The sequence below is a fragment of the Streptomyces spiramenti genome, from assembly GCF_012034385.1.
Classification (GTDB): domain Bacteria; phylum Actinomycetota; class Actinomycetes; order Streptomycetales; family Streptomycetaceae; genus Streptomyces; species Streptomyces spiramenti.
Window position 1 is genome coordinate 1 of sequence record NZ_JAAVJB010000166.1, and the last position, 12,026, is coordinate 12,026.

The 12,026-nt window shown below is 74.5% G+C and carries 12 protein-coding genes; 5 read left to right on the forward strand and 7 right to left on the reverse strand.

Translation table 11 applies throughout. The features are described 5' to 3' along the window. Positions 1-43 precede the first annotated feature (43 nt). Genes HCJ92_RS17595 through HCJ92_RS17605 form a run of 3 tightly spaced genes read right to left on the reverse strand, consistent with a single transcriptional unit; the run spans position 44 to position 1,343 of the window. Positions 44-385 carry a DUF202 domain-containing protein gene (locus tag HCJ92_RS17595; protein ID WP_209311263.1) on the reverse strand — a complete coding sequence of 114 codons (342 nt, stop codon included), beginning with the start codon at positions 383-385 and terminating at the stop codon, positions 44-46. A gap of 34 nt (positions 386-419) precedes the next feature. Then, the gene (locus HCJ92_RS17600; protein WP_167934581.1) at positions 420-809 is read right to left on the reverse strand and encodes a YidH family protein; all 390 of its coding nucleotides are present in this window, start codon (positions 807-809) and stop codon (positions 420-422) included. Positions 810-836: 27 nt separating this feature from the next. After that, positions 837-1,343, reverse strand: a complete 507-nt coding sequence (locus HCJ92_RS17605; RefSeq protein WP_167934574.1) for an NUDIX domain-containing protein — start codon at positions 1,341-1,343, stop codon at positions 837-839. Positions 1,344-1,486: 143 nt separating this feature from the next. Here HCJ92_RS17605 and HCJ92_RS17610 point away from each other — a divergent pair, with 143 nt between their 5' ends. Continuing rightward, positions 1,487-3,142: an FAD-binding dehydrogenase gene (locus tag HCJ92_RS17610; protein WP_167934575.1), complete on the forward strand. Its 1,656-nt coding sequence runs from the start codon at positions 1,487-1,489 to the stop codon at positions 3,140-3,142. A gap of 242 nt (positions 3,143-3,384) precedes the next feature. On the opposite strand, the gene HCJ92_RS17615 is transcribed toward HCJ92_RS17610, so the two are convergent. The 3 genes from HCJ92_RS17615 to HCJ92_RS17625 all read right to left on the reverse strand — a co-directional run bounded on the left by HCJ92_RS17615 (position 3,385) and on the right by HCJ92_RS17625 (position 6,373). Then, positions 3,385-4,044 carry a LysM peptidoglycan-binding domain-containing protein gene (locus HCJ92_RS17615; protein ID WP_167934576.1) on the reverse strand — a complete coding sequence of 220 codons (660 nt, stop codon included), beginning with the start codon at positions 4,042-4,044 and terminating at the stop codon, positions 3,385-3,387. Between the two features lies 1 nt (position 4,045). Then, on the reverse strand, positions 4,046-4,285 hold the full coding sequence (locus HCJ92_RS17620; RefSeq protein WP_245240966.1) for a twin-arginine translocation signal domain-containing protein: 240 nt from the start codon (positions 4,283-4,285) through the stop codon (positions 4,046-4,048). Positions 4,286-4,591: 306 nt separating this feature from the next. Beyond that, the gene (locus tag HCJ92_RS17625) at positions 4,592-6,373 is read right to left on the reverse strand and encodes a VanW family protein (RefSeq protein ID WP_209311266.1); all 1,782 of its coding nucleotides are present in this window, start codon (positions 6,371-6,373) and stop codon (positions 4,592-4,594) included. A 446-nt stretch (positions 6,374-6,819) separates the two neighbouring features. Between HCJ92_RS17625 and HCJ92_RS17630 the strand changes: the two genes are divergently transcribed. Next, positions 6,820-7,716 carry a class II fructose-bisphosphate aldolase gene (locus tag HCJ92_RS17630; RefSeq protein WP_167934577.1) on the forward strand — a complete coding sequence of 299 codons (897 nt, stop codon included), beginning with the start codon at positions 6,820-6,822 and terminating at the stop codon, positions 7,714-7,716. Between the two features lie 98 nt (positions 7,717-7,814). Beyond that, the gene (locus tag HCJ92_RS17635) at positions 7,815-8,765 is read left to right on the forward strand and encodes an SIS domain-containing protein (protein ID WP_167934578.1); all 951 of its coding nucleotides are present in this window, start codon (positions 7,815-7,817) and stop codon (positions 8,763-8,765) included. 329 nt (positions 8,766-9,094) lie between these two features. Here HCJ92_RS17635 and HCJ92_RS17640 read toward each other — a convergent pair whose 3' ends face one another. Then, complete coding sequence (locus HCJ92_RS17640) at positions 9,095-9,610, reverse strand: lamin tail domain-containing protein (protein WP_209311264.1); 516 nt, start codon at positions 9,608-9,610, stop codon at positions 9,095-9,097. Positions 9,611-10,023: 413 nt separating this feature from the next. Between HCJ92_RS17640 and HCJ92_RS17645 the strand changes: the two genes are divergently transcribed. Both HCJ92_RS17645 and HCJ92_RS17650 read left to right on the forward strand, forming a co-directional pair. Then, entirely contained in the window at positions 10,024-10,842 is an 819-nt protein-coding gene (locus tag HCJ92_RS17645) for an ABC transporter ATP-binding protein (RefSeq protein WP_338054237.1), read from the forward strand. Between the two features lie 89 nt (positions 10,843-10,931). Continuing rightward, a complete protein-coding gene (locus HCJ92_RS17650; protein WP_167934580.1) occupies positions 10,932-11,936 on the forward strand; it encodes an ABC transporter substrate-binding protein in 1,005 nt (334 codons plus the stop codon). Positions 11,937-12,026: the final 90 nt, after the last annotated feature.

The window sequence follows — 12,026 nt, forward strand, 5'->3', positions numbered from 1 at the left end:
CCTGCCGTCGTGCCGCCGCCGGCCCCGGACGGGCGCCGCCTGCTCAGCGGCTCAGCACCAGCGCGACGCCGCCCGCCGCCGCGAGCACGACCGTGGCCGCCGCCAGCACCGCGACCGGCGGCGTCAGCGCCTGCGGTCGCGCCGTGCGCAGCCACCTCCCGCGTCGCGCCGCCACCATCACGAAGACCACTCCTGCCGCACCGCACGCCGCCGCGGCCGTGAGCGTGGCACCACCCGGCGAACCCGTTGCCGCCGGGACCCGCCAGGCGAACAGGGTCACCACCGCGAAGGCCAGCGCGGTGCGCCGCCAGGCCAGCGCCGTCCGCTCCGGCTGCGCCGCGGGGTCGCGCGGTCCCGACGTCCCCGGCCGCTGCGGGGCGCTCACGACGCCGCGCCCCGGCCCGCCCCCGGGCACCGGCTCACCGCAGCACCCCGGTGACCACCGCCACCGCCACCAGCAGCGCGGCCAGCGCCGTGCCGACCGCCAGGAGAGCCGGGAACCGGGACTCGGGCAGGTCCTCGCCGCGCCGCATCGCCACCTCGCACCGCACCCAGTGGCTCACCGCCCGGACCGCGCACGCCGCGCCCCCCACCAGCAGCACCACGGCGATGACGGTGCGGACCGGCCCGGACAGCCCCGTCGCGAACTGGTCCACGGCGATCCCACCGGCGACCAGGGCCAGCCCGGTACGCACCCAGGCCAGGAAGGTGCGCTCGTTGGCGAGCGAGAAGCGGTAGTCGGGGGTGTCGCCCTCGGCCCTCACCCGTCGCGGGGAGAACCACAGACCCATCGTGCGCAGCGGTCCCATCACGCGGGTGACCCTACCCGCCGCCGTTCACCGGCGATGGTAGGCGGTCAGCCGCCGCCACGCGGCGACGCGGTACGGGGCCCACTCCCAACCGGCCGGCCACTCCGTCAGGTCGTCCGGGGTGAGGAAGGCGTGCCAGGCTGTCTCCGTCGACTGCGGCCGGACCGGGCCGTCCCACCGCACCCGGCGGACCGCCATCCACCAGGACCGGCCGCCTCCCCCGTAGCGGAAACGCAGCACCGGTTCGGGCGCCGGCAGCCCGGGGGCTCCGAGCTCCTCCTTCGCCTCCCGCCACGCGGCGTCGGCGTAGCTCTCGCCCACCCCCACCACACCGCCGACGAACATGTCGTACAGGCCGGGGTGGATCAGCTTCCACGGCGTCCGGCGGTGCACGAAGACCCGGCCGCGCGCGTCGGTGACGAGCACCGCGGCACAGCGGTGGCGCAGCCGTTCACGGTAGACCTCCGCCCGGGTGGCCCGGCCCGTCACACGGTCGTCCTCGTCCACCAGGTCCAGCACTTCGTCGTCGTCCATGGAGCGATCCAACCGCCGGGCCCCGACAGGGAGTCCCGGACGGTTGACGCCGCGGTGCGGGCTCCCGAAGATCGTGGCACCGGGCGGGCGCCGCCCGCGGAACCGGGCCCGCCGCGGGGCGGTGGCCGCGAAGGACGGAGACCATGGCGTACGACGCTGATGTGATCGTGATCGGGGCGGGGTTGGCGGGGCTCGTCGCCACCGCCGAACTCGCCGACGCCGGGCGCCGGGTGATCCTGCTCGACCAGGAGCCGCCGCAGTCGCTGGGCGGCCAGGCGCACTGGTCCTTCGGCGGCCTGTTCCTCGTGGGCTCCCCCGAGCAGCGGCGGATGCGGGTGCGGGACGACCGGGAACTGGCCTGGCAGGACTGGCAGGGCTCGGCCGGCTTCGACCGGGCCGAGGATCACTGGCCCCGCCGCTGGGCCGAGAGCTACGTCGACTTCGCCGCCGGCGAGAAACGCGCCTGGCTCCACGGGCTCGGCGTGCGGTTCTTCCCCGTCGTCGGCTGGGCCGAGCGCGGCGGTCACGACGCGGGCGGGCACGGCAACTCCGTGCCGCGGTTCCACATCACCTGGGGCACCGGACCCGGCCTGCTGGCCCCGTTCGTGCGGCGGCTGCGGACCGCGCAGGCCCGGGGACGGGTGGAGGTGCGGCACCGCCACCGCGTCACCGCGCTCGCCGCGACCGGTGGCTCGGTGGACACCGTCAGCGGTGAGGTCCTCGCCGAGAGCGGCGCGGCGCGCGGCGCGCCGACCGGCCGGGATCCGGTCGGCGCGTTCGAACTGCGGGCGCAGGCGGTGATCGTCACCTCCGGTGGAATCGGCGGCAACCCGGAGCTGGTCCGCGAGCACTGGCCCGCCCGGCTCGGCCGCCCGCCGGAGCGGATGCTGCGGGGCGTCCCCGCGCACGTGGACGGGCTGATGCTGGGCGTCGCGGAGCGCGCCGGGGCGCGGCTGATCAACCGGGACCGGATGTGGCACTACACCGAGGGCATCGGCAACTGGGACCCCGTCTGGGCCGAGCACGGCATCCGCATCCTGCCCGGACCCTCCTCACTGTGGCTGGACGCCACGGGGCGTCGGTTGCCCGTGCCGCTCTTCCCCGGGTTCGACACGCTCGGGACCCTGGAGCACATCCTGCGCGGCGGCCACGACCACACCTGGTTCGTGCTGACCCGGCGGATCATCGAGAAGGAGTTCGCGCTCTCCGGCTCGGAGCAGAACCCCGACCTGACGGGGAAGTCGCTGCGGGGCGTCCTCGGCCGCGCCCGCGGTGGGGCGCCCGGCCCGGTGCGCGCGTTCATGGAACACGGCGAGGACTTCGTCGTGGAGCCCGACCTGGGCGCGCTGGCGCGCGGCATGAACGCCGTCACCGGCGAGGCGCTGATCGACGAGGCGCAGCTGCGGCACGAGGTCGAGGCGCGGGACCGGGAGGTCGGCAACCGCTTCGGCAAGGACCTGCAACTCACCGCGGTGCGGGGCGCCCGCGCCTACCTCGGGGACCGGCTGATCCGGGTCGCCTCCCCGCACCGGCTGCTGGACAAGGGGGCGGGTCCCCTGGTCGCGGTGCGGCTGCGGGTGCTGACACGGAAGACCCTCGGCGGGTTGGAGACGGACCTCACGGGCCGGGTACTCCGGGAGGACGGCCGACCGCTGCCCGGCGTGTACGCCGCGGGCGAGGCCGCCGGGTTCGGCGGCGGCGGGCTGCACGGCTACCGGGCGCTGGAGGGCACCTTCCTCGGCGGTTGCCTGTTCTCGGGGAGGGCCGCGGGCCGGGCCGCCGCTGCCGCCGTCGACTGAGACGGGCACCGGCGGCCCGCACCGCCGGTGCCCCGTCCGACGGCACCGGCCGGGCGAGGTCCTGTCGGGTGAGCACGCCGGTGAGGCCCGCGGTTCCGGTGCGGTGGGTCGCACGGAGGAGCATCGCAGCTTGTACCCGTCGTACTCGCGCGGGGCTCCGACGCGGCGAGATGCCGTGCCAGGCGCCGCGGACCAGGCGGGATGTGTCAGACAGGGCCAGTGCGCCCGGAGCGGTACCGGGGTCAGGAGGCCGGGATCACCAGGACCTGCCCGACGTAGATGGTGTAGGGAGCGGAGAGGTTGTTGGTCGCGGCGATCGACTCCCAGGCCACGCCGTAGAGCCGGCCGATGGAGTACAGCGTCTCGCCTGAGCGCACGGTGTGGCTGCGACGGCCGGGGTTCAGCCGTCCGTTCTGCACCAGGGTGTAGAGGTTGCCGGGGCACTCGGTCGCCCGGTGGTCGCGGTGTCCGTTGATCGCCGAGGCGGCGTTGCCGGAGGACCGCAGCCGGGAGATCGCCAGATGGAAGGCGTCGACCAGGGCGTCGGTGATGGTGTCGTAGCTGGAGGAGGATCCACCGGTCAACGCGCAGACGCCGTACCAGTTCTGGTTGCCGGCGTCGGTGCCGTTGGCCGCGGTGCGCTGGCCCTCGCCGCGGCCCTGGAAGACGTATCCGTGGACGCAGACCAGATGGCTGTAGGCGACGTCGCTCCAGCCGTTGGAGTCCATGTGGTAGTTCTGGATGCCGCGTACCTGGGCGGCGCAGTCGCCGTGGGCGGCGCGCGCCACGCGGTCGCCGCCGACGTGATGGATGCTCACCCCGCCCCGGTCGGGCGTGATGTTGGTGTTGGAGGATCGGCGGGCGCGCCCGCCCCACTGCGCGCGGGTCACGAAGGTCGCCATGTCATGCCTCCGCGCGGTGCAGTGCGCAGTCCACGCTGGCGTTCAGCGGTTCCGCGAACGGGTCGGTGTCGGCCCCCGGTGCCCACAGGGCCTCCGGGTGGTCGGGCCGGGTGACGACGGGCAGTTCCCCCGGCGCGGCGGCCCGTGCGGGGCCCGCGCAGATCACGGGCAGCGCGGCTGCGCCCCCCGCAGCCGCGGCCACCGCGGTCAGGAAACCGCGGCGCGATGTTCGTCCGGTCAAAGCTCCTCCAGGTGCGTTGCGGATCGGGAGGCGAGCGGCGACTCCTTCCGACAGCCCGGAGAAGGCGGTCGAACAGCCCTGTACACAAAACGGAATTGTCCCCTCACCTCGTAATGAATGATGAGAGGACTTCCCGTTCGCCGCCCGCGGTATGCGGCAGTTATGTGAATGTTGCAGGGATCGTCCCGATACGTGGCGGTGCCGCGCCGACGCGGGAGGGGGGTTGGCGCACGGAACACACCGGTGGCCGGTCGTCGAGTGCGACGACCGGCCACCGGGCGCGGTTCAGCGGGAGCTGAGGGCGGGTCAGTCCCCCTCGGCCTCGCAGACGACCTCGTCACGCGGGGTGTAGCGCGTGGTGAACTCCTCGCGCCCCACTTCCGCGCCGCCGTTGCGGAAGACGCGCTCGACCACCACGTCGAAGCCCTCCAGCGGCGGCTGCGCCACGCAGTCGTCCGCCACGGCCTCACGGGTGGCGGGCTCCACGATGTTGGTGCGGTCGCCGGTCACCGACTCCACCTCGTCGTACTTCTTGGTGCCGAGGAAGGAGATCGTCACCGAGGAGGCGTCGGAGGTCGCGGAGATGTAGATCGAGTGGTCCGAGTCGTTCTCGAAGCTGTTGTCGAGGCTTCCCCACGCCACGGTCGCCTCGCGCCCCTCCGGGTACCGCTCGATGTAGAACGAGTGCGCGCCGTACTCCACGGGCTTGACCCCCGCGAAGAACACCGCGTTGAACATCGTGGTGGCCACGGCCGAGACGCCGCCGCCCTGCGCGGTCTGGTACTGGTCGTTGAGGATGATGATCCCCTCGACGAAGCCGTTCTCCTCGGTGCGTTCGCCGACCGTCTCGTTGAAGCTCCACCGCTCGCCCGGTGCCACCACCGAACCGTTGATCAACTCGACGGCGCGGCCGATGTTGGTGGTGCGGTAAGGGGCCGGGTCGAAGTCCACCGTGAAGCTGGACATCTGCTCGACCACGCCGAGTTCGCCGACGTTGTCGCGGGTCAGTTCGGGCTCGGTGGTGGTCACCGTGGCCTGGCCGGTGCGCGAGCCCTCGGGGTTGGTCAGCAGCGGCATCACCTGGTCGCCCAGGTCCTCCGTGTCCACCTCGACGCCGGTGCGGGCGTCGGCGGTCACCTGGACCCCGCCGTCCCGGGCGGCCAGCCGGGCGTTGAGCGCAGGCCGGTCGACCCCGTCGACCGCGGCCAGTACCGCGTCGTCGGTGGCCAGCCCCTCGCCGTCCAGCCGGGGCACCAGGGTGCCCTCGTCGTCCGGCTCCATCGACAGGTACGGGCTGATCATGGCGGGGGTGAGTTCGAGCTCGTCGTCGCCGACGGCCAGCCGCACCGGGCCCGACATCGCAGGACGGGCGAACTCGTTCACGGCGCGCTCGACCTCCGCCTCGTCCACCTCGGGCTGCGCCGCGGTGACCGGGAGCGACAGCGGGGCGGACGCCTCGGCGGTGAGGAACGCCTCCCGCAGCCGTTGCAACGCGGCGTCCACGTCGAGCGAGGCGCCGCTGCTGGGGTCGGTGATCTCGATCTCGCCGTCGACGAAGGCGACGCCGCCCTCGGTGTGCTCGGTGCCGGTCGCCTCGGCCAGTTCCTCCATGGCGGCCCGGCCGCGGTCCTCGTCCAGTGCCGTCACCGGCGAGACCGGTCCGCCGCCGCCGCCGAAGAGCCGTCCGAAGAGGCCGGGGGAGTCCGCCCGGTCCACCGTGGCCGCGACGTCGACCGAGAGGCCGGTCTCGGACGGCACGATCAGGTGGGGGTCGGCCGCGTCCTCGGGCATCTCCCCGACGTGCACCTGGAGCGGGTCGTCGGTGAGGTCCGGCAGCTCCGCCGCCAGCTTCTCGCGCGCCTCGTCAGTGCCGAGCCCGCCGATGTCCACCCCGAGCACGGTGGTGCCCTGGGCGACGGCCGAATCGACGGCGAGCGAGGCGACCAGCAGGCCACCGCCGAGTGCCACCGCCACCGCCCCCGCGACCAGCGCGGGCCGGGGAAGGGCCTTGAGCCGCTGCGTCACCGAGGGACTGGTCTCCTCCGCCGTACCGGATATCCGGGGTGGTTCGGCGGGAGGCGGCGGCATGTACGACACGAGACTCCTCGGTGGCTGCTGCGTTGACCGTGACCGGCGTCAGCAAAGATTAACAAAGCGTCGTTCGATAAACGAAAAGGCACAAAAGCACCTCGGATGCCCGGTAATGCCGCTCCCTGGGCGCCTTTCGGTCACCTCGCGGTCCCTGTCCGGCTACGTGGTGACAACCGTCACCCCGGCTGCCGGACCCGTCGCGTCGGATCCCTTCCGCCCTCGTGACCAGGGGCGCCCGCCCCCGGAGGCCCCGGTCCGGGCTCGGGGCGCCCTCCCCGCCCGCGCCGTCCCGCGTCCGCCCGACCCCGCCGAACCGAGCGGCACGGCCCCGCGAGCCGTGCTTGAAACGGCTCGGAACGGCTGCCTATATTGCTCGACCGAGCAGCCGCCGCGGTGGGCGAGCCCCAGGCCGGGGCCCAGCCACGGCCCGGAGCGGAGTACCCATGCCACTCGTCGACGCCGGCGGCCTGCTGACCGCCGCCAGGGCGCGCGGTGGAGCGGTCGCCGCCTTCAACGTCATCACCCTCGAACACGTCGAGGCCGTGCTGGAGGGCGCGGGGCGGGCCGGCGCGCCGGTGATCCTGCAGATCAGTGAGAACGCCGTGCGCTACCGCCGCGACGACCCGCTCCCCCTGGCACGCGCCGCGACCGCGGCGGCGGAGGCGGCCGACGCCCCGGCCGCGCTCCACCTCGACCACGTCCGCGACCCGGAACTGCTGCGCCGTGCTGCCGAGGCCGGTTGCAGCTCCGTCATGGTCGACGCCGCCCACCTGCCCTACCGCGACAACCTGGCCGCCTGCGCGGCGGCGGCGCGCTGGGCCCGTGCCAACGGCCTGTGGATCGAGGCCGAACTGGGGGTGGTCGGCGGCAAGGCGGGCGAGCCGCCACCCGACCCCCACCACCCCGCCGCCCGTACCGACCCGGAGGCGGCACGCGCCTTCACCGCCGCCTCCGGCGTCGACGCCCTCGCCGTCGCCATCGGCAGCCGGCACGCCATGACGAACCGCGCCGCCGCGCTGGACCACCGGCTGCTGGTCCGCCTCGCGGCGCGGGTACCCGTTCCGCTCGTCCTCCACGGTTCCTCCGGGGTGCCGGAGGATGAACTGGTGGCCGCGGTACGCGGCGGCATCACCAAGGTCAACATCGGTACCGCGCTCAACGTGGCGCTCACCGCCGGAGTCCGCGCCGCGCTCGCCGACGACCCCGAGGTGGTCGACCCCCGGCGCTGGCTGGCCGGCGGTCGGAGCGCGATGGCCGCGACCGCGGCAAGGCTGGCCGCACTGGTCCACCACCCGCCCACCGCGACGGCGGGCGGCGCGGCAACGACCCCGGACGGCTGACGTCCCGCCCGGCGGGCAGGAGCAACACGACCGGCCACGACCGGTACGACCGGCCACGACCACCCCGAGCAGCACGAGGAAGCGACGAGGAGCCCCGTATGAGCACCGCACCCGGTTCGTACACCGCCGCGGAGATCGCCTCCCAGCCGGACTGCTGGCGGCGCGCCGCGGAGCTGGCCGCCACCGTCTCCGGCGCGTTGCCCGCCAGCGGCGAGCGGATCGCGGTGGTCGGCTGCGGCACCTCGTGGTTCATCGCCCAGAGCTACGCCGCGCTGCGCGAGGCGTCGGGTGCAGGGGAGAGCGACGCCTGGCCCGCCTCGGGCTTCCCGGTGGGGCGCCGCTACGACCGGGTGGTGCTGCTGAGCCGCTCCGGCACCACCACGGAGGTGCTGGACCTGGCCGCCACCCTCCAGGGAGCCACCCCCACGACCGCCGTCGTCGCCGACGCCGCCTCACCGCTGGCCGGCGAGGTGGATCAGGGGATCGTCCTCGGGCACGCGGACGAACGTTCGGTGGTGCAGACCCGGTTCGCCACCAGTGCCCTCGCGCTGCTGCGCGCCGGGCTCGGTGAGCGGCTGGACGCCGCGGTGGCCGACGCCGAGCGGGCGCTGGCGGCCGGTCCGCCCCCGGAGGCGGTCGCCGCCGACCAGGTCACCTTCCTGGGGAGCGGCTGGTGCCACGGCCTGGCGCAGGAGGCCGCGCTCAAGCTGCGGGAGGCGGCCGGGGCGTGGACCGAGGCGTACCCGGCGATGGAGTACCGGCACGGGCCGGTCAGCATCACCGAGCCGGGCCGGGCGGTGTGGGTGTTCGGCGCGCTGCCGCGCGGGCTGGCGGCCGACGTCGCCGCCACCGGGGGAGAGCTGGTGGCCGGCTCCGACCCCAACGGCTCCACGCGTACGGGCACCGCTCTCTCCGGCGGTGAGCCGCTGGACCCGATGGCGGACCTGGTGCGAACGCAGCTGCTGGCGCTCGCGGTGGCGGGTCGGCGGGGGCTCGACGCGGACCGGCCGCGTCATCTCGCGCGGTCGGTGATCCTGCGCGATCGGTGACGCCGCGCGGTCGGTGACGCCGCGCCGGCGTCGCGGGGGAGGGCACGCCCGGCGGTCGACGCGCCGGGCGGCCCGTCAGGCGTGTCGTTCGGGTCCTGCGTGGGGCCGCGGCGCCGGGCGCGGCACCGCGCTGGATCGCGCGCGTACGACCGGCTACGGGCTGCGATGCGGTGCCTTGCGATGCGGCGCACCGGACGCCGCGGTCTGCTCCACGAGGATCCGAACAGCACGTCCGAGGTGTGGGGGAGTGGCGGCTCCGCGGCCGTGGGGGCCGGTGCCGCCGTCGCGGGCGCCGGAGCGCCCGGCGGCTCAGCCGAAGCCGGGGCCGGTCAGCAGGAGTAGGTCCTGCCGTTGGCCGCGACGCTCCAGCTGCACGCGCTGATGGTGCCGGCGGCGGCGTTGTTGTCCTTGCTGCCGGGCTTCTTCAGCCGCAGGTTGGGCGTCTTGGACCGTCCGTCGTTGGGCAGCACGTGCCGGGCGTAGCCGCGGTAGATGTGGTGGACGCCCTTGCTGTCCTTGTGGTTCTTGCCCGCCCCGGTGTGGACCCGGGCGCTGGCGCCGGCGGGCAGTTTGTAGGAGGGCAGGGCCCGGCCGAAGGTGTTGGTGGTGATGTCGGGCACCCAACCACCCACGTTCACCGTCTTCTTGGTGACGTTCTTGATGACGAAGAACTCGTCGTTCAGGTTGATCTGCTTGCCGTTCTTGATGTCGGCACCGGCGGCGTTGGGCCTGACCTGGGTGACCATCAGCTCCCCCGTCGTCTTGGCGGCGTGTGCCGGGACGGCCGGCATCAGGACGGCGAGGGAGACGGTCGCGAGAAGTGCCGTGCGTATGGCGCGGTTCACGGGCGTGCCTTTCGAGGAGGGGCCGGGGCGATGCGCACGCCGGCCCGGGCCCGCCGGAAGCGGCGGGCCGAGCGATCAGTGTGCCCGAGACGGCCGTACTGCGAAGGGTTTTTGGAGACAACGGTGACCTCTTGGTGACAAGCCGCCCGATGTCCGCTCTTCCGGTCGTTCCCAGAGTCGCCGTCGCTCGCCACCGCCGCGCCGGACCACCGGGGGCCCGCCCCCGTCCGCGGCCCCCCAGTCCGCCGCCGGCCCGACCGTCGCCGCGAGGCCGTCGCGGGGGGGCCGGAACCCGACCGCGCGGGCGGGCGCCCCACCCGGAGTGCGATTCGGTAAGGCAACCCTTACTTCGGCGGGTACACTCGTGCGCGGTCCGAAGGCCGCAACGACGACCCGCGAGCAGGAGGCAACGAGTGTCCGCTGACGACGAACAGGGCGAAGCGCGGTTGCTCGCCGAGGGACTGGACGTGGGGCACGCCGGGCGCCGCGTCCTCGCGGGGGTGGACCTCGCCCTGCGGCCCGGTCGCGTCACCGTCCTGGTCGGTCCCAACGGCTGTGGGAAGTCGACCCTGCTGCGCACGGCGGCCGGGCTGATACCGCCGCTCGCTGGTTCCGTCACCCTCGACGGCCGGCCGGTCGCCGACCTGGACCGCCGCCGTCTCTCGCGCGGCCTCGCCTTCCTGCCGCAGTCCTCGCTGGTCCCCGCCGGGGTGCGCGTCGCCGAGCTGGTCCGCCACGGCCGGTACGCCCACCGCGGGGCGTTCGCCCGCCACACCGACGAGGACACCGAGGCGGTCGACTGGGCGCTGGAGGTCACCGACGCGGCGCCGCTCGCCGAGCGGCGACTCGACGAGCTCTCCGGCGGCGAGCGGCAGCGAGCCTGGCTCGCCACCGTCCTCGCCCAGCGCGCCGGGGTGCTGCTGCTGGACGAGCCGACCACCTACCTCGACCTGCGACACCAGTTCGAGGTCCTGGACGTGGTCCGCCGCCTCGCGCGCGAGCACCGCATCGCCTGCGGTGTCGTCCTCCACGACCTCACCCAGGCCGCCGCCTACGCCGACGAGGTGATGGTGCTGGCGGACGGCGGCACCGTCACCGCCGGTCCGCCGGAGGCCGCCCTCACCCCGGAGGTCATCCACCGCGCCTTCGGGCTGCGTGTCTCGGTGCTCCGCGACCCCGGGACCGGCCACCTCGCCTGCTTCCCGCTACCCGCGGCCGACGCCGCCCGCTGAACTGGGCCCACGCCGCGCCCACGCGCACCCACCGGCGCCGGTCCGACCGCCGCCGGGCCACGGACACCACGAATGGAGACACGTCAGCCATGCAGAGAATGCTGCGCGCCCTCGCGACGGCCGGCACCGCCGCGGCGCTCGCCCTCACCGCCACCGGGTGCGGTTCCGGCACCGTCGGCGAGGACGCCGGAACCTCCGACTCCGCCTCGCCCGAGGGCGGTTCGGGCGGTGACGGCATCACCGTCGAGACCGCCCGCGGCCAGGTGACGCTCGACGAGCCCGCCACCACCGTGGTCTCGCTGGAGTGGACCTACACGGAGGAGCTGATAGCGCTCGGCGTGCAGCCCGCGGGCAACGCCGACAACGACGGCTACGCCCAGTGGATCACCGCGCCCGGCGTCGAGCTCGCCGACGACGCGGTGGACGTGGGCGACCGGCAGGCCCCCAGCATCGAGCAGATCCGGGAGCTGGAGCCCGACCTGATCGTCGTCGACGACGGTCGCGCGCAGGAGAACCTGGCGCAGCTCCAGGACATCGCCCCGGTGCTGTCCTTCGAGTACACCACCTCGCCGCAGCTGGAGACGCTCCGCACCAACTTCACCGAACTCGCCAAGGCCGTCGGCCGGGAGGAGCAGGCCGAGGAGGTGTTCGCCGGTATCGAGGAGACGGCGGCCGACCTGGAGGAGCGCCTGACCGAAGCCGGCCTGGACGGGACCCGCTACGCGTTCGCCCAGGGCTTCACCGCCGACGGCACCGGCACCGCCCGCCTCTTCACCGACGAGGCGCTGGTGGCGCAGGTCCTCGACCTCGCCGGGCTGGAGAACACCTGGGACGGCGAGGGCGACGCCTGGGGCATGACCACGGTGGGCGTCGAGGGGCTCACCAACCTGGAGCCCGACATCCACTTCCTCACCGTCGCGGACGACGCCGACTCGCCCTTCACCGGTGCCTTCGCCGGCAACCGCGTCTGGGAGGGGCTGGAGTTCGTCAAGGAGGACCGCTGGCACGAACTCGACCCGGGAACCTGGCTGTTCGGCGGCCCGGTCTCCGCCGAGTACATCCTCGACGAGGTCGGGAAGGCACTGGGCGTCTGATGATCGGCTCCGCCCCGCCGGCCGCCCGTGGGCCGCGCACCGCGCCCGCGGACGCCCCGCCGTCCACCGACGGGCCCGGCGGGGCGCGGC